The sequence below is a fragment of the Ectopseudomonas khazarica genome, from assembly GCF_017915135.1.
Lineage (GTDB): Bacteria > Pseudomonadota > Gammaproteobacteria > Pseudomonadales > Pseudomonadaceae > Aquipseudomonas > Aquipseudomonas khazarica.
Genome location: NZ_CP068551.1, coordinates 3,994,185 through 4,008,935 on the forward strand (window position 1 = coordinate 3,994,185; position 14,751 = coordinate 4,008,935).

The following is a 14,751-nucleotide window of genomic DNA, read 5'->3' on the forward strand; positions in this document are numbered from 1 at the left end:
GCGCTGAGGCTGCTGAGAAATGCGTAGTGCGCCGGTGAGGGCCACACTGCGGGTGGGCAAGCCACCCGTTGGGTTACGCGCCGATCTTCTGCTCGACGATGGCGATCTTGTCGCGCAGCGCCGCGTCGATTTCCTCGGGGCGTACCTGGGCGATGATCTTGCGCAGCACCCGTACTTCGTTGTCGTCGATCACGCCATCGCGCTCGGCGATCTCCAGCAGACTCTTGAGCTCCTGCGCATCCAGGCGGCCGTCGTTACTGAAGCACTGGATCGAGCGAAAGGTCATCTCCAGATAGTCTCTTGATTCTGACATTGCGTAGTCCCTGATTGGTCGAACGATAGGGCCGCGGGATGGCTGGAGCCGCGAAAATCGCCGCTCAAGCACCTCCCACCGGACCTAGCAATGAATGGATGGTCGGCAGGGTGGACAACGCTTTCTGTCCACCTTTGGCGATGCAAGCGGTGGACATGCTGCGCGTCGCCCACCCTGCTATCAGGCCTGCTCCGAACCGGCGCTCGGGGCGACGACCGGCGCGGCGGATGCGGCCTTGCCGGCCAGCAGGCGGGAAATCACGTCCTGCACCACCGGGCTCTTGCCGACCACACCTTCGATGGCCTTGCCCACCGACAGCGACTTGGCGAAGGAGTTGAAGAAGTCGCCCTCGCCGCCGACGATCTCGATCTTCGCCTTGGCCATGGCTGCGGCCAGCACTTCGGCCTGGTCCTTGGCGATGTCCTTGTTGGCGTCGATGGCGGCCATGGCCTCTTCGAAGCTCTTCTCCAGCTGCATGCGGAACTCTTCGTGAGCGCGTGCCGCGTCGCTGAGCGAATCCAGCGCACCGAACTTCTTGCCCAGACCTTCGGCTTCGGCGCTGAGGCGCTCCAGCAGGATCGCGGCTTCGGCCGAACCCTGTTCCTTGGTCGCCTTGGCCTTGGCCAGACCCAGTTGCTCCTCGCCGCGTGCCTGGGCGGAGAGTTTCTCCTCCAGCACCTTGGCTTCGGCCAGACCGTCCTTCTCCTTCGCCGAGGCTTGTGCTTCCAGCACACGGGCTTCGGCCAGACCTTTTTCCTGCTCGCCCTTGGCATCGGCGATCAGGCGCTCAGCCTGCACGCGAGCCTCGGCCAGGCCTTCCTTCTCTTTCGCGGCAGCGGTGACTTCGCGCACCTTGGCATCGGCCAGGCCGGGCGCGGCACGCTCGGCTTCGATCCCTTCGGCCAACTTCTTCTTGGCCTCGGCGCTCTTGGAGGCCGCTTCCAGTTCGGCCTGGGCCAGGGTGTTGATCTCGACCGCCTTGTGCTTGGAACGTGCCTCGTCGGCTTCGGCCTGCTTGACCTGACGCACCAGCTCCTGCTCGGCCTCGGCCTGGGCATTGAGTACGGTGACCTGCTTGAGGCGCTCGGCCTCGGACACTTCGCGCACTTCCTTGATGCGTTCTTCTTCCTGGGCCACGGTCTTCTCGACCGCCACGCGCTCGCGGATCACACCGGCGATGTTCTTGCGCTCTTCTTCCAGCGCCTTTTCCTTCTCGATGCGCTGCAGTTCGACTTCGCGCTCGCGGGCAACCACTTCCAGGTCCTTGGCACGGGTGACTTTCTCCACCTCGATGACCACGGCACGCTGGCGGTTCTGCTGCGCCACTTCCACTTCGCGCTGATGGTTCTCGGCGCGGATGTCCAGCTCCTGCTGGGTCTGGATGCGCGCCTGCTCGGCCTTCAGGCGCTCTTCTTCACGGACCTTGAGGGTCTCGGCTTCCTCACGGGCGCGGATGGTTTCGATCTCGCGCTTCTGCCGCGCCTCGGCATCGGCCTGCTGACGCTCGAGCGATAGAGTCGCTTCGCGGGTTTCGACGTTCTTTTTCTTGATCGCCAGTTCTTCGTTGCGCTCGAGCTCGTTGGTGATGACGTTCTGCGCAGCGGTCAGCTCGGTGATCTTGCGGATACCCTCGGCGTCGAGGATGTTGCTCGGGTCCAGCGACACCTTGGAGGTCTGCTCCAGGTAGTCGATGGCCACGTCTTCCAGCACGTAACCGTTGAGGTCGTTGCCGATCACCTCGACGATGCGGTCGCGGAAATCCTGGCGGTTCTCGAACAGCTGGACGAAGTCGAACTGCTTGCCGACGGTCTTCAGTGCCTCGGAGAACTTGGCATTGAACAGCTCGTTGACCGCGCCACGATCGGAGGCACGGTCGACACCGATGGCCTTGGCCACCTTGAGCACGTCTTCCTGGGTCTCGTTGACGCGCAGGTAGAAGGCCACGGTGATGTCGGCACGCAGGTTGTCACGGCAGATCAGACCGTCCTTGGCGCGACGGTCCACTTCCAGGGTGATCAGGGAGATCTTCATGAACTCCTTGAGGTGGATCACCGGGTACACCAGGGAACCGGTGAAGTGCACCTTGGGCGTCGAGCTCATGTCATTGACGATCAGCGCGGTGCCCTGCGGAACCTTGATGTAGAACGCCTTGAACAGCGCGATCAGGGCGATCACGAAGAGAACGACCAGCCCCGCCCCGACGATGAAGGGAATGAGGTTTTCCATTACAGCTGTACTCCTTTGCTAATTGTGCAGACAGGTTCGGCGATGCCCTACCCTGCCAGCCCTGTGTGACGTACGGATTGTCGGCAGACGCTATACGCCTCGAAACTCTTCTTCGGTGATGACCCGATAGGCATGTTCGGCAGCCAGGTACTCCAGCAGCACCACGCGGTCGCCGCGCTTGAAGCCCAGTGCCTCGTCGGCGCGCACACGCAGGATCAGCCCCGCGCCGCCGTCTTCCAGCACCGCCTCGCCGTGGCGCTCGGTGACCTTGCCGCTGCGGACCACCGCCACCTGACCCAGCACCGACTTGCTGCTGATCGCCTCGACTTTCTGGAACAGTGGGCGCAGCGGCCGGCAGATGGCCGCGCAGAGCGGCGCAGCCAGGAGGAAGGAGGCGACGATCACCACCAGGCCGAGCGGATAGCGCAGGATGCCCAGCGGCAGGTGACGCAGCAGCCACAGTTCGATGAAGTAGCAGGCGAACCAGGCGAAAAAGAACAGCAGGGTCAGCACCAGCGTGGCCGGTACGCCGTCGAGCTTGAGTTTGTACAGCAGCCCCGCCAGGCCTTCGGTCTGTGCGCCGCCCTCCATCACCGAGTCGGCCTCGATGTCGAGCAGGTCGATATCGAGCAGGCCGGCCGCGACCACCAGCCAATAGATGACCGCCACGCACAGCAGGAAGCTGTAGATGGCAGTGGGAAACGACAGCGCGGTCTGCAGGAAGAGTTCCATGGTTTTCCTTGTCCTGAATCCATACGACAGGGACGATCACTCGCCCCTGCCGGTTCATGCAGCCTCGATCAGGCCTTGGACTTGTCCTTCAGGCGCGCCAGCACACTGTCGGCACTGGCGCTGTCGGCCTTGATGCCCGCAGCTCGCAGCTTGGCCTCCAGCGAGTCGTCCGGTGCGCTGGTGGCAGCGAGTTCCGCCGAGGCTTCCATCTTCGCACCACGCTCGGCCTGCTTCTGCTTGATGCGCTCGAGCGACTCGACCGCCGTCTGCAGCTTGGCCTGGGAACCGCCGTAGCGCTGGGCCACGGCCATCTGCGCCTTCTGCACGCTTTCGGTGGCCTTGACCGTATCCACCTGCTGCTTGAGGCGCTTGATGTTGCCCTCGGCCTGACTCACGGCCTTGCGCAGTTGCGCGACGCTGGCGGCGAAGCCTTCGGCCTGCTCACGCTCGCTGGCCTGTTCGACCTCCAGGTTGGCGATCTTCTCGGCCACTTCCTTGGCCAGCGTCTCGTTGCCCGCTTCCAGCGCCTTGAGAGCGTACTGCTCGTACTCGGCGATGCTGGTTGCGCTCTTGCTCACCTTGTCGCTGGCCAGCTTGTGCTTGGCCATGATCTCGGCGAGGGCTTCCTTGGACTTGCGCAGCTCGCTGTCGGCGTCGCGGATTTCCTGGTCGAGAATGCGCAGGGCCTGGCTGTCGACCACGGCCTCGCCCATCTCGTTGGCGCCGCCACGCAGCGCGGTCAGCAATTTGCTCCAGACGTTCATGGATTCTCTCCTCTCAGGCGCCGGTCTTGAGGAAGCCTTCGTAGGCTTCGGTGGCCTTGATCACGTTGTCCGCCAGCAGCTCGATCTCGAACACCACATCGGACAGCGTGGAGTAGGAGCTCAGTGCGCCGAACATGGTGTAGCAGTCGCGCCCGTCGACCATCTTCTCCAGGCCGATGGACGACAGCGGGAACAGCTTGTGGGTGCGCAGCACTTCCTCGTTGAAAGCAGCGCCGTCCTTCACGTCCGCCGCTGGCCAGAGCAACGCCTCGACGATGATCTGCTCGCCGAACACGGCAACGAACAGCGGCAGGTCGCCATATTCGCGCATGGTGATGTGCAGACTGGCGTCGGCGCCCTGAATCAGCTCGATGCCGGCCTGCCCGCTCTGGAACAACTCCGTTGCCGCCAGCGCTTCATGCAGCGCCTTGGCGGTCCAAACCTGAGGCATGCTCATATCCTCCTCCTTCTCCATCGGAACCAGCATCGACTGCGGCTGGCGTAGTTTGCGCTCGAACGCAACCAGCAGCGGTGCGTGCTCGGGCAAGATCCAGACTTCCTTCTTCACCAGCCCCTGCTCGCGCAGGCGCTGACGATAAAGACGCTGGTAATGGGCTGATGATTTGCTTTCCATGAACAACAGCCTAGACCCTTACATGTGAGTCGTAAAGTGATTACATGTGATAAATGTGATGCCGTTCGTCAGGCGAGCGCGCAGGCGTCATCCTCGGCACGAAACGAGCCGATCAGCAGACGGGAACGAAAAGAAAAGAGGCAGGGGCCAGGGCTCATCCATGATCGGGCTAGAACGCATCCATTCGCGACGTGTCGAATTAAACCTCAGCCACACGCAGGGCGCACGGAAAAAAGCGCTAACCCGGTCGCAGTTATGACCCCAACCGACCCGCACAGGAGAGCGGCAGCAGCATGAACGAACTGCCACCCGCCGTACGCCAGCTGCTGCATGCCGAGCAGCGCCAGGCCGCCATCGACCTGCTCAGCGAATACCTGGCGGCCGACCAGAAGGAGGCCGAACGCCGCATCGACCAGTATCTGGAGGACAACCCTCCCGTCCACCTGCGCGGCGCCGCCATCCTCCGCGCCAGCCGCCTCAATGCTCTGATCTGGCTGACGCTGATCACCCTGACGGCGCTGCTGGTGCTGATCTTCAGCCTCTGAGCCAGGCCCAAACGAAACCGGCGCCACTGGGGCGCCGGTTGCATGCTGACAGACGACTCAGAGCGGCTTGCCGCGATTGCCATGCGCCGCGACGAACTGCTGCACGACCTTCAGGTCGTTGGCCAGCACGGTGCAACGCTCATCGCGCTGGAACAGGTCGGCCAGGTGCGCCGGCAACGCCGGCACCGCATCGATACCAGCCTTCTCCACCGCCTCGGGGAACTTGACCGGGTGCGCGGTACCCAGCACCACCATCGGCGTGGCCAGGCTTCGACGGCATTCACGCGCTGCGCGCACGCCGATGGCCGTGTGCGGGTCGAGCAGCTCGCCGCACTCCTTGTACACCTCGGTGATGGTTTCACAGGTCTGCTCGTCATTCACCGCCAGCGAGTCGAACAGCTTGCGCGCCTCGACCCAGCGATCTTCCTCGACACTGAAGCCGCCACCCTGCTTGAAGCTGTCCATCAGACCGGCGATGGCGGCGCCATTGCGACCGTGCAGGTCGAACAGCAGCCGCTCGAAGTTGGACGAGACCATGATGTCCATCGACGGCGACAGGGTCGGATGCAGGGTTTCCTTGACGTACTGATTGCCGCTCATGAAGCGGTGCAGGATGTCGTTGCGGTTGGTGGCGACGATCAGCTGACTGACCGGCAGGCCCATGTTGCGCGCCAGGTAACCGGCGAAGATGTCGCCGAAGTTGCCGGTCGGCACCGAGAAGGCCACCGAACGCGCCGGCGCGCCGAGCTGCAGCGCAGCGTGGAAGTAGTAGACGATCTGGGCCATGATCCGCGCCCAGTTGATCGAGTTGACCGCCACCAGACGGGTGCCCTTGAGGAAGCCCTGGTCGGCGAAGCTGGCCTTGACCATCTCCTGGCAGTCGTCGAAGTTGCCTTCGATGGCGATGTTGTGGATGTTCTCGCCGAGGATGGTGGTCATCTGCCGACGCTGCACTTCGGACACCCGGTTGTGCGGGTGCATGATGAAGATGTCGACATTGTCGCAGGCCTTGCAGCCTTCGATGGCGGCGGAACCGGTATCACCACTGGTCGCCCCCATGATCACCACACGCTCGCCACGCCTGGCCAGCACGTGGTCGAGCAGGCGACCAAGCAGTTGCAGGGCGAAGTCCTTGAACGCCAGGGTCGGACCGTGGAACAGCTCCATGACCCACTCGTTGCCGTTCAGCTGGCGCAGCGGCGCCACGGCGTTGTGCGCGAAGACACCATAGGTCTCTTCGAGGATCTTCTTGAAGTCGGCATCGGCGATGGAACCCGCCACGAACGGGCGCATCACGCGGAACGCCAGCTCGTGGTACGGCAAGCCCGCCCAGGAGGCGATTTCCTCTACGGTGAAGCGCGGCAGGTTCTCCGGCACGTAGAGGCCACCATCACTGGCCAGGCCGGCCAGCAGCACGTCTTCGAAATTCAGGGCCGGCGCCTGGCCGCGAGTACTGATATAGCGCATGGGATAGACCTTCGTTTGCTGCACCCGCGGGCCCGCAGCCCGCAGGTGGACACGGAATTAGTTGAGCTGCTCGACACGCAGGCGCATGACCGGCGACGTCACGCCGTCCAGCGCTTCCATGGCGGCAATGGCGTCGATGATGCGCGCCTCGATCACACGGTGAGTCACCAGGATCATCGGCACCAGGCCGTCCTGCTCCTCGGCTTCCTTCTGCATGATCGACTCGATGTTGATGCCACGCTCGGAGAGGATGCTCGCCACCTGCGCCAGCACACCCGGGTGATCCTTGGCCTGGATACGCAGGTAGTAGGCGCTCTCGCACTGCTCGATGGGCAGGATCGGGTGATCGGACAGCGAGTCAGGCTGGAACGCCAGGTGCGGCACGCGATTGGTCGGGTCGGTGGTCAGGGCACGCACCACGTCCACCAGGTCCGCCACCACCGCCGAGGCGGTCGGCTCCATGCCCGCACCGGCACCGTAGTACAGGGTGCTGCCGACGGCATCGCCATTGACCATCACCGCGTTCATCACGCCGTTGACGTTGGCGATCAGGCGGTCCGCCGGGATCAGCGTCGGGTGCACGCGCAGCTCGATGCCGGCCTCGGTGCGACGGGCGACACCCAGGTGCTTGATGCGATAGCCCAGCGCCTCGGCATAGTTCACGTCGGCAGTGGTCAGCCGGGTGATGCCTTCGGTGTAGGCCTTGTCGAACTGCAGCGGCACGCCGAAGGCGATGGAGGCCAGGATGGTCAGCTTGTGCGCGGCGTCGATACCTTCGACGTCGAAGGTCGGATCGGCCTCGGCATAACCCAGCGCCTGCGCTTCCTTGAGCACGTCCTCGAAGGCACGCCCCTTCTCACGCATCTCGGTGAGGATGAAGTTGCCGGTGCCGTTGATGATGCCGGCCAGCCAGTTGATGCGGTTGGCCGCCAGGCCTTCGCGAATCGCCTTGATCACCGGAATGCCACCGGCAACCGCCGCCTCGAACGCGACGATCACGCCCTTCTCGCGGGCACGGGCGAAGATCTCGTTGCCGTGTACGGCGATCAGCGCCTTGTTCGCGGTGACCACGTGCTTGCCGTTGTCGATGGCCTTGAGTACCAGCTCGCGGGCCAGGGTGTAGCCGCCGATCAGCTCGACGACCACATCGATGTCCGGGTTGTTGACCAGCTCGAAGACGTCACGGGTGATCTGGATACCGGTCGTGTCGTACTGCGGCTTGGGCGAACGAATGGCGATCTGGGCAATCTCGATGCCGCGACCGGCACGCCGGGTAATTTCCTCGGCGTTGCGCTTGAGTACATTCAGAGTACCGCCACCTACGGTCCCCAGCCCACAGATACCCACTTTGACCGGCTTCACGCTCTATATCCCCATCAGCACTGCATAAAACGGCCGGAGCAAGCCCCGGCCGCCGAAAAGAGCCGCACATTACGAAGCGGCTGTTTGTTAGTCAATCCGCACTCAATCGTTCGACTCCAGGGCGATCCTGGCCAGCTGCGGCGCCGGCTGGTAACCCGGAATCATCTTGCCGTTGGCCAGCACGATGGCCGGCGTACCGTTGACACCGATCATCTGGCCCAACTGATACTGCTTGGCCACCGGGTTGTCGCAGTCCGCCTCCGGCACCGCCTGGCGAGTCTTGGCCAGGTTCATCGCCGCCTGGCGATCCTTGCTGCACCAGACGCTGGCCAGTTCCTTGGCTGCCGGGCTGTTCAGGCCCTGGCGCGGGAAGGCCACGTAGCGCACTTCGACGCCCAGGCGATTGAGCTCCGGCACTTCGCTGTGCAGCTTCTGGCAGTAGCCACAATCGGTGTCGGTGAACACGGTGATATGGGTTTTCGGCGCCTTGGGCGCGAACACCACCATTTCCTTGGCCGGAATGGCATTGATCTGCTTGGCCACCGCACGGCTCTCTTCGATCTCGGTGAGGTTGACCGCCTTGCCATCCTTGACCTGGAACAGATAGCCCTGGATCAGAAACTGGCCGTCCGCACTGGTGTAGAGCTGCCGCCCACCCTCCAGCTGAACCTGATAGATGCCCGACATCGGGCTCTCGGCAATGGCTTCGATCGGCAAGTTGGCGTCGAGCGACTGCAGCGCCTGACGAATGGCCTGGTCAGGTTCTGCAGCCATCGAGACGCCAGCGCCCAGCATGAGCGCCAGGGCAGCGGAAATACGGGTCAGGGACATGAACACTCCTGTCGAACGACGGACCGGTGAAAATCGCAACAGCCTACCACAGATGGCGTTGCAGACAGCCGAACAGCTAACAGACGGCACACGCGCCAGCAGCACACGGGCATTTTACGCGCGCACTCTCCACCACCTCTTCGCTCCTTATTCCTGCGCAACATATCCATATAGCGAAATACTCGATAAATTTATCTTGCGCGCAAATCTTTTGCGCAATACAGTTCGCTCCATGGAAACGGTTAGCGCACAAATAATTAGCAAGCCACTCCATCCAACCCCAACCCAAGAGGATTACCGCCATGACCATCGAAAACGTTCTCTACCGTGCAACCGCCGAAGCCTTTGGTGGCCGTGAAGGCCGCGCCGTCTCCTCCGACGGCATCCTGGACATCGCCCTGACCACCCCGAAGGAACTCGGCGGCGCAGGCGGCAACGGCACCAACCCCGAGCAACTGTTCGCAGCCGGCTATTCCGCCTGCTTCCTCGGCGCGCTGAAGTTCGTCGCGGCCCGCGACAAGCTGAGCATCCCGGCTGACACCTTCATCGAAGGCACCGTAGGCATCGGCGCCATCCCCACCGGCTTCGGCATCGAGGTCGAGCTGCGGATCAGCCTGCCCGGCCTCGCCCCTGAAGCGGCACAGACCCTGGTGGATCGCGCGCACATCGTCTGCCCGTACTCCAACGCCACCCGCGGCAACATCGACGTCACCCTGACCATCGTCTGACAGACAGCAGCCAGCGCTCGCGGCCAGGACCCGAGCGCTGCCCGAGAGGAGAAGCAGCATGAAAACCCGCCCCCTGTTCGCCATCGCCCTGACGACTCTCTCGCTTGGCGCCTCGCTGACCAGCGTCGCCCACGGCGCGCAAGCCACGCCCTATCGCTACGGGCAGGACCTGGATATCGCCAAGGTGATCGCCATCGAGGTGCCGAATAGCCCGCAGTGCGAGGTCGTGACGGCGAAGATGACCTACCGCAACAGTGCGGGCGAGGTGCACGTCCTCGACTACGAACAGCTGTCCAGCGTGTGCAGCAACCAGAACTGAACCCAGCAGCCCTACCTAACGACAGGAGTTTGACCATGAACATCTCTCGCACCCTGACCGCCGGGCTGCTCGCCCTGGCCATCGGCAACAGCTTCGCCGCCGGCAGCCCCGGCGTGGAACGCAACACCCAGGGCTTCCTCGACGCACTGGCCGCAGGTGCTGGCCAGCCCCTGGAAACGCTCACCCCGAAAGACGCCCGCGGCGTGCTGGTGGGCGCCCAGGCCAGCGTCAAGGTGGACCTGTCCGGCATCACCGTGGAGACCAGGACGATCGACGTGGACGGCCAGGCCATCACCCTCAAGGTGGTGCGTCCCGAAGGCGCTCGCGGCGTACTGCCCGGCTTCATGTTCTTCCACGGTGGCGGCTGGGTACTGGGTGACTATCCGACCCACGAGCGGCTGATCCGTGACCTGGTGGTGGGCTCCGGCGCCGCGGCGATCTACGTCGACTACACGCCGTCGCCGGAAGCCAGGTACCCGACCGCGATCAACCAGGCCTATGCAGCGACCAAATGGGTCGCGGACAACGGCAGCAAGATCGGTGTCGACGGCTCGCGCCTGGCCGTGGCCGGCAACAGCGTCGGCGGCAACATGGCGGCCGTGGTCGCCCTCAAGGCGAAGGCCGCCGGTACACCGAAGCTGCGCTTCCAGTTGCTGCTGTGGCCGGTCACCGATGCCAACTTCAACAACGCGTCCTACAACCAGTTCGCCGAAGGCCACTTCCTGACCCGCGGCATGATGGAATGGTTCTGGGACAACTACACCAGCGACCCGAAGCAGCGTAACGAGGTCTACGCCTCGCCGCTGCGCGCCAGCCTGGAACAGTTGCAGGGCCTGCCGCCGGCACTGGTGCAGACCGCCGAGATGGACGTGCTGCGCGATGAAGGCGAAGCCTACGCTCGCCGCCTGAACGCCGCCGGCGTCGCGGTCACCTCGGTGCGCTACAACGGCATGATCCATGACTACGGGCTGCTCAACGTGATCGCGGAGGTCCCAGCGGTACGCAGTGCCATGGACCAGGCCGCCCAGGCGCTGAAGAACAGCCTGAAATAAACCACCGGCAGAACGCACCCCGCCCTCGGCAACGACGGCGGGGTTTCGTTCATCCGCGATCAGCCGCGCGGATGATGCTGGGCGTGCAGTTCCTGCAGTCGCGCGCGGGCGATGTGGGTATAGATCTGCGTGGTGGACAGGTCGCTGTGCCCCAGCAGCATCTGCACCACGCGCAGATCGGCACCATGGTTGAGCAGGTGGGTGGCGAAGGCATGCCGCAGGGTATGCGGCGACAGCGCCTTGGCGATCCCCGCGACGCGGGCCTGGTGCTTGATCCGGTGCCAGAAGGTCTGCCGGGTCATCTGCTCACCCCGCAGACTGGGAAACAGCACATCACTGGGCTTGCCGCCGAGCAACAGCGGGCGCGCCTCGCGCGTGTAGCGCTCGATCCAGGCGATGGCCTCCTCGCCCAGCGGCACCAGGCGTTCCTTGCTGCCCTTGCCGAACACCCGCAACACCCCCTGGCGCAGATTGACCTGCTCCAGCGTCAGGCCCACCAGCTCGCTGACCCGCAACCCGCAGGCGTAGAGCACCTCGAGCATGGCGCGATCGCGCAGGCCGATGGAGTCGTCCAGATCGGGCGCCTGCAACAGGGCCTCGACATCGGCCTCCGACAGCGACTTGGGCAGCGGCCGACCGATCTGCGGCAGGTCGACCTGCAACGTCGGATCTTCGCCGATCAGGGTCTCGCGCAGCAGGAAACGGTAGAACCCCCGCAACCCGGACAGGAAGCGCGCCGTCGAGCGCGCCTGGTAGCCCTGTTCCAGACGCCAGGCCAGGTGATCGAGAATCGCGTCGCGACCAATGTGCTGCAACGCCAGGCCACGCGCATCCAGCCAGGCGTTGAAGTGTTCCAGGTCGCTGCGATAGGCGGCCTGCGTATGGGCGGAGAGCCCCTTTTCCAACCACAACGCCTCGAGGAAGCGCTCAATCAGGGGATGAGTTAACGTTGACATCGACGACCCATGACAAAATGTACCGCTAGTTTTCCACAGCCTCACCGCGATAGGGCAACTCCAAAGCCGTGGGCGAGGCAGCCAGCGCAAGGCAAGAACAGGCGAAGACGTGCAGTCTACGCGCTATGAATGAGCACTTTGCGCCTGTTTTCGACGCAGTGATGGCCACGCAGGCAGTTTCTAGAAATACCAGATAGGGAGATTCGATGAGCGAAACACAGATCCTGCTGAGCCTGGGCGGCATCGGCTTGCTGGCACTGGCCAGCCAATGGCTGGCCTGGCGACTGCGCCTGCCGGCCATTCTGTTCCTGCTGTTCGGCGGCATTCTCGCCGGCCCCCTGCTGGGTCTGCTCGACCCGCAGGAGCTGTTCGGCCCGCTGCTGTTTCCCTTCATCTCGCTGGCCGTCGCCCTGATCCTGTTCGAAGGCAGCCTGACCCTGCACCTCTCCGAATGGCGCGAGATCGGCAAGGTCGTGCATCGCCTGGTGACCCTCGGCGCCCTGCTCACCTGGGCCGTGATCAGCCTGGCCAGCCACTACCTGCTGGGCTTCGCCTGGGACCTCGCCCTGCTGTTCGGCACCCTGACGCTGGTGACCGGCCCCACGGTGATCGCCCCGATGCTGCGCGTGGTTCGCCCCACATCGGCAGTCGCCAACATCCTGCGCTGGGAAGGCATCGTCATCGACCCCATCGGCGCCCTGCTGGCGGTGGTGACCTTCGCCTTCATCGTCAGCTACGGCGAAGGCAACGCGCTGAGCGAGAGCCTCAGCACCTTCGCCGCGGTGATCGCCTGCGGCAGCCTGCTCGGCGCCGCCGCCGGCTGGGCCTTCGGTATCGTGCTGCGCCGTCGCTGGCTGCCGGAGTACCTGCACAACTTCGCCTCGCTGGCCGCCGTGCTGGGCATCTTCATCGCCGCTAACCTGCTGGTGCACGAGTCCGGCCTGCTGGCGGTGACGATCATGGGCATGTGGCTGGCCAACATGCGCGGCGTGGACATCCGCCCGATCCTGCATTTCAAGGAGAACCTCAGCGTGCTGCTGATCTCCGGCCTGTTCATCATCCTCGCCGCCCGGCTGGACCTCTATGCCCTGCTGGCCCTGGGGCCGGCGACGCTGGTGCTGCTCGCCGTGATCCAGCTGATCGCCCGGCCGCTGAACATCCTCGCCTGCACGCTGGGCTCGAGCCTGAACTGGCGTGAACGCGCCCTGCTGGCCTGGATCGCCCCGCGCGGCATCGTCGCCGCCGCGGTCTCGGCGATCTTCGCCCTGCGCCTGGAGCAGCAGGGGAACGAACAGGCCCAGCTGCTGGTGCCGCTGACCTTCCTGGTCATCATCGGCACCGTGGTGCTGCAAAGCGCCACGGCACGCCCGCTGGCGCGCCTGCTGAAGGTGACGGAACCCTCGCCGAGCGGCTTCCTGATCGTCGGCGCCAACCCGGTCGCCCGGGCAGTGGGCAAGGCCATCCAGGGGCTCGGCAGCCAGGTCCTGCTGACCGACTCGAGCTGGGAAAACATCCGCGCCGCGCGCATGGCCGGACTGCCCACCTACTTCGGCAACCCGACCTCGCAACACGCCGAAGCGCACCTGGACCTGGTCGGCCTCGGCCACTTGCTGGCACTGGCACCGTCGGCGGAGCTGAACGCCCTGGCCTGCATGCATTTCCGCCATGACTTCCCGAGGAACCGGCGCTTCACCCTGCCCACCAGCGCCGACGGCAGGCGCAGCGACAAGCATCGCAGCAGCGATGAAGTACGGGGCACGGCGATCGGCAGCCAGGCACTGAGCTATCCTCAATTCGCCAGCCGGCTGGCGCGTGGCGACGAGGTCCGCAGCACCACCCTGAGCGAGACCTTCGACTGGGATGCCTACACCGCGCTGTACGGCAAGCGCGCGACCCTGCTGCTGGCCCGCGCACCCAACGGCTGGCTGCACATCGCCACCCAGCCACTGGCCTTCACGCCCGGCACGGGCTGGACACTGATGGCACTTATCGAAACAGAGGAAACAGCACCTGCCGCGCCCGTAGAGGAATAACCCGCGGCCACGGAATCGACTGCGGGGTAGCCTATCTTTGGTTGGGTGACAGACAGGGATGTCACACCCATGATTCCACCATGCCATCACACACCTGGTAGCCCTTCATGTCCCAGCACGTCAACTCTCGACTCGGCCAGATACTGATCAACAAGGGACTGATCAGCACCGCGCAGCTGGATGCTGCCATCAAGGCACAGCTGACCAGCCACAAGCGCCTCGGCGAGGTGCTGGTGGAACAGGGTCTGCTGACCCAGAAGCAACTGGGCAAGGCGCTGAAGAAGCAGAGCAACCTGCGCCTCGCCGCCACCCTGGTGGCCGCGCTGATGACCCCCTTTCAGATGGCCAGCGCCGACATCCAGCGCCTGCAGCCCCCCAGCAGCATCAGCCAGGAAGAAACGCCGCGAGGCATGCAGTCACTGAGCGACAGCGAGATGAGCGAGGTCAGCGCGCAGGGCCTGGACGACGCGCTGCAGGGGCTGCTGCTGCGTGCGGAAAGCGGCGACGGACTGGGCACGGTCAAGCAGCTGGCCAAGCTGGTGATGCCGGTACTCGACAACCTGGACGCCGAAACCCGCCTGAGCGACGTGCGCTACGACACCGGCAAGCTGCGCTCGACGCTGAACAATGACGGTTCGTTCAACGTCAACCTGCCCAGCTCGATCGGTGAGCTGCGCTTCGACAACATCCGGGTCAAGGGCGCCCCTGCCGGGCAGAGCTTCGGCAACCTGAGCCTGCACAACATCGACCTGTCGCAGGCCAGCCTGAAAGTCAGCCTGCGCCCCTGAG

At 64.4% G+C, this 14,751-nt stretch carries 15 protein-coding genes; 6 read left to right on the top strand and 9 right to left on the bottom strand.

All coding sequences use genetic code 11. The features are described 5' to 3' along the window. Nucleotides 1–73: 73 nt before the first annotated feature. The 5 genes from JLK41_RS18805 to bacA all read right to left on the bottom strand — a co-directional run bounded on the left by JLK41_RS18805 (nt 74) and on the right by bacA (nt 4,669). Nucleotides 74–313: a hypothetical protein gene (locus tag JLK41_RS18805; protein WP_037049404.1), complete on the bottom strand. Its 240-nt coding sequence runs from the start codon at nt 311–313 to the stop codon at nt 74–76. A gap of 180 nt (nt 314–493) precedes the next feature. After that, entirely contained in the window at nt 494–2,539 is a 2,046-nt protein-coding gene (locus tag JLK41_RS18810) for a flotillin family protein (protein ID WP_037049406.1), read from the bottom strand. 90 nt (nt 2,540–2,629) lie between these two features. Then, entirely contained in the window at nt 2,630–3,271 is a 642-nt protein-coding gene (locus JLK41_RS18815; protein WP_134677060.1) for an OB-fold-containig protein, read from the bottom strand. A 68-nt stretch (nt 3,272–3,339) separates the two neighbouring features. Next, the gene (locus JLK41_RS18820) at nt 3,340–4,035 is read right to left on the bottom strand and encodes a PspA/IM30 family protein (RefSeq protein ID WP_037049412.1); all 696 of its coding nucleotides are present in this window, start codon (nt 4,033–4,035) and stop codon (nt 3,340–3,342) included. A 13-nt stretch (nt 4,036–4,048) separates the two neighbouring features. Next, entirely contained in the window at nt 4,049–4,669 is a 621-nt protein-coding gene (bacA, locus tag JLK41_RS18825; protein ID WP_134677058.1) for a biofilm formation regulator BacA, read from the bottom strand. A gap of 293 nt (nt 4,670–4,962) precedes the next feature. On the opposite strand from bacA, the gene JLK41_RS18830 reads away from it, so the two are divergent. Next, entirely contained in the window at nt 4,963–5,214 is a 252-nt protein-coding gene (locus tag JLK41_RS18830; RefSeq protein ID WP_037049414.1) for a hypothetical protein, read from the top strand. Between the two features lie 57 nt (nt 5,215–5,271). Here the strand turns inward: JLK41_RS18830 and thrC are convergent, their stop codons facing one another. The 3 genes from thrC to JLK41_RS18845 all read right to left on the bottom strand — a co-directional run bounded on the left by thrC (nt 5,272) and on the right by JLK41_RS18845 (nt 8,874). Then, nucleotides 5,272–6,681, bottom strand: a complete 1,410-nt coding sequence (thrC, locus tag JLK41_RS18835; protein WP_037049415.1) for a threonine synthase — start codon at nt 6,679–6,681, stop codon at nt 5,272–5,274. Nucleotides 6,682–6,738: 57 nt separating this feature from the next. Further along, nucleotides 6,739–8,043, bottom strand: a complete 1,305-nt coding sequence (locus tag JLK41_RS18840; protein WP_037049416.1) for a homoserine dehydrogenase — start codon at nt 8,041–8,043, stop codon at nt 6,739–6,741. 102 nt (nt 8,044–8,145) lie between these two features. Beyond that, complete coding sequence (locus tag JLK41_RS18845; RefSeq protein ID WP_037049417.1) at nt 8,146–8,874, bottom strand: disulfide isomerase DsbC N-terminal domain-containing protein; 729 nt, start codon at nt 8,872–8,874, stop codon at nt 8,146–8,148. 302 nt (nt 8,875–9,176) lie between these two features. On the opposite strand from JLK41_RS18845, the gene JLK41_RS18850 reads away from it, so the two are divergent. From JLK41_RS18850 to JLK41_RS18860, 3 genes are read left to right on the top strand one after another with little or no spacing between them, the layout of a single operon-like run. Beyond that, nucleotides 9,177–9,602, top strand: a complete 426-nt coding sequence (locus tag JLK41_RS18850) for an organic hydroperoxide resistance protein (protein ID WP_036994554.1) — start codon at nt 9,177–9,179, stop codon at nt 9,600–9,602. Nucleotides 9,603–9,660: 58 nt separating this feature from the next. Then, nucleotides 9,661–9,921: a DUF2790 domain-containing protein gene (locus tag JLK41_RS18855; protein ID WP_037049420.1), complete on the top strand. Its 261-nt coding sequence runs from the start codon at nt 9,661–9,663 to the stop codon at nt 9,919–9,921. A 35-nt stretch (nt 9,922–9,956) separates the two neighbouring features. After that, nucleotides 9,957–10,973, top strand: coding sequence for an alpha/beta hydrolase (locus tag JLK41_RS18860; protein ID WP_210389584.1), 1,017 nt, complete (start codon nt 9,957–9,959; stop codon nt 10,971–10,973). Nucleotides 10,974–11,032: 59 nt separating this feature from the next. Here JLK41_RS18860 and xerD read toward each other — a convergent pair whose 3' ends face one another. Next, on the bottom strand, nt 11,033–11,929 hold the full coding sequence (gene xerD, locus JLK41_RS18865; protein ID WP_210389585.1) for a site-specific tyrosine recombinase XerD: 897 nt from the start codon (nt 11,927–11,929) through the stop codon (nt 11,033–11,035). A 206-nt stretch (nt 11,930–12,135) separates the two neighbouring features. Between xerD and JLK41_RS18870 the strand changes: the two genes are divergently transcribed. Both JLK41_RS18870 and JLK41_RS18875 read left to right on the top strand, forming a co-directional pair. Then, a complete protein-coding gene (locus JLK41_RS18870; RefSeq protein ID WP_210389586.1) occupies nt 12,136–13,962 on the top strand; it encodes a cation:proton antiporter in 1,827 nt (608 codons plus the stop codon). 107 nt (nt 13,963–14,069) lie between these two features. Further along, the gene (locus JLK41_RS18875) at nt 14,070–14,750 is read left to right on the top strand and encodes a cyclic di-GMP-binding domain-containing protein, MshE-related (RefSeq protein WP_210389587.1); all 681 of its coding nucleotides are present in this window, start codon (nt 14,070–14,072) and stop codon (nt 14,748–14,750) included. The last annotated feature ends 1 nt before the right edge of the window (nt 14,751 follow it).

What these genes read in the sequence shown, in the direction of transcription:
- JLK41_RS18810 (WP_037049406.1), bottom strand. Translation starts at nt 2,539, where the DNA reads ATGGAAAACCTCATTCCCTTCATCGTCGGGGCGGGGCTGGTCGTTCTC.
- JLK41_RS18855 (WP_037049420.1), top strand. Translation starts at nt 9,661, where the DNA reads ATGAAAACCCGCCCCCTGTTCGCCATCGCCCTGACGACTCTCTCGCTT.
- JLK41_RS18815 (WP_134677060.1), bottom strand. Translation starts at nt 3,271, where the DNA reads ATGGAACTCTTCCTGCAGACCGCGCTGTCGTTTCCCACTGCCATCTAC.
- JLK41_RS18845 (WP_037049417.1), bottom strand. Translation starts at nt 8,874, where the DNA reads ATGTCCCTGACCCGTATTTCCGCTGCCCTGGCGCTCATGCTGGGCGCT.
- JLK41_RS18820 (WP_037049412.1), bottom strand. Translation starts at nt 4,035, where the DNA reads ATGAACGTCTGGAGCAAATTGCTGACCGCGCTGCGTGGCGGCGCCAAC.
- JLK41_RS18830 (WP_037049414.1), top strand. Translation starts at nt 4,963, where the DNA reads ATGAACGAACTGCCACCCGCCGTACGCCAGCTGCTGCATGCCGAGCAG.
- JLK41_RS18850 (WP_036994554.1), top strand. Translation starts at nt 9,177, where the DNA reads ATGACCATCGAAAACGTTCTCTACCGTGCAACCGCCGAAGCCTTTGGT.
- thrC (WP_037049415.1), bottom strand. Translation starts at nt 6,681, where the DNA reads ATGCGCTATATCAGTACTCGCGGCCAGGCGCCGGCCCTGAATTTCGAA.
- JLK41_RS18805 (WP_037049404.1), bottom strand. Translation starts at nt 313, where the DNA reads ATGTCAGAATCAAGAGACTATCTGGAGATGACCTTTCGCTCGATCCAG.
- xerD (WP_210389585.1), bottom strand. Translation starts at nt 11,929, where the DNA reads ATGTCAACGTTAACTCATCCCCTGATTGAGCGCTTCCTCGAGGCGTTG.
- bacA (WP_134677058.1), bottom strand. Translation starts at nt 4,669, where the DNA reads ATGGAAAGCAAATCATCAGCCCATTACCAGCGTCTTTATCGTCAGCGC.
- JLK41_RS18860 (WP_210389584.1), top strand. Translation starts at nt 9,957, where the DNA reads ATGAACATCTCTCGCACCCTGACCGCCGGGCTGCTCGCCCTGGCCATC.
- JLK41_RS18870 (WP_210389586.1), top strand. Translation starts at nt 12,136, where the DNA reads ATGAGCGAAACACAGATCCTGCTGAGCCTGGGCGGCATCGGCTTGCTG.
- JLK41_RS18875 (WP_210389587.1), top strand. Translation starts at nt 14,070, where the DNA reads ATGTCCCAGCACGTCAACTCTCGACTCGGCCAGATACTGATCAACAAG.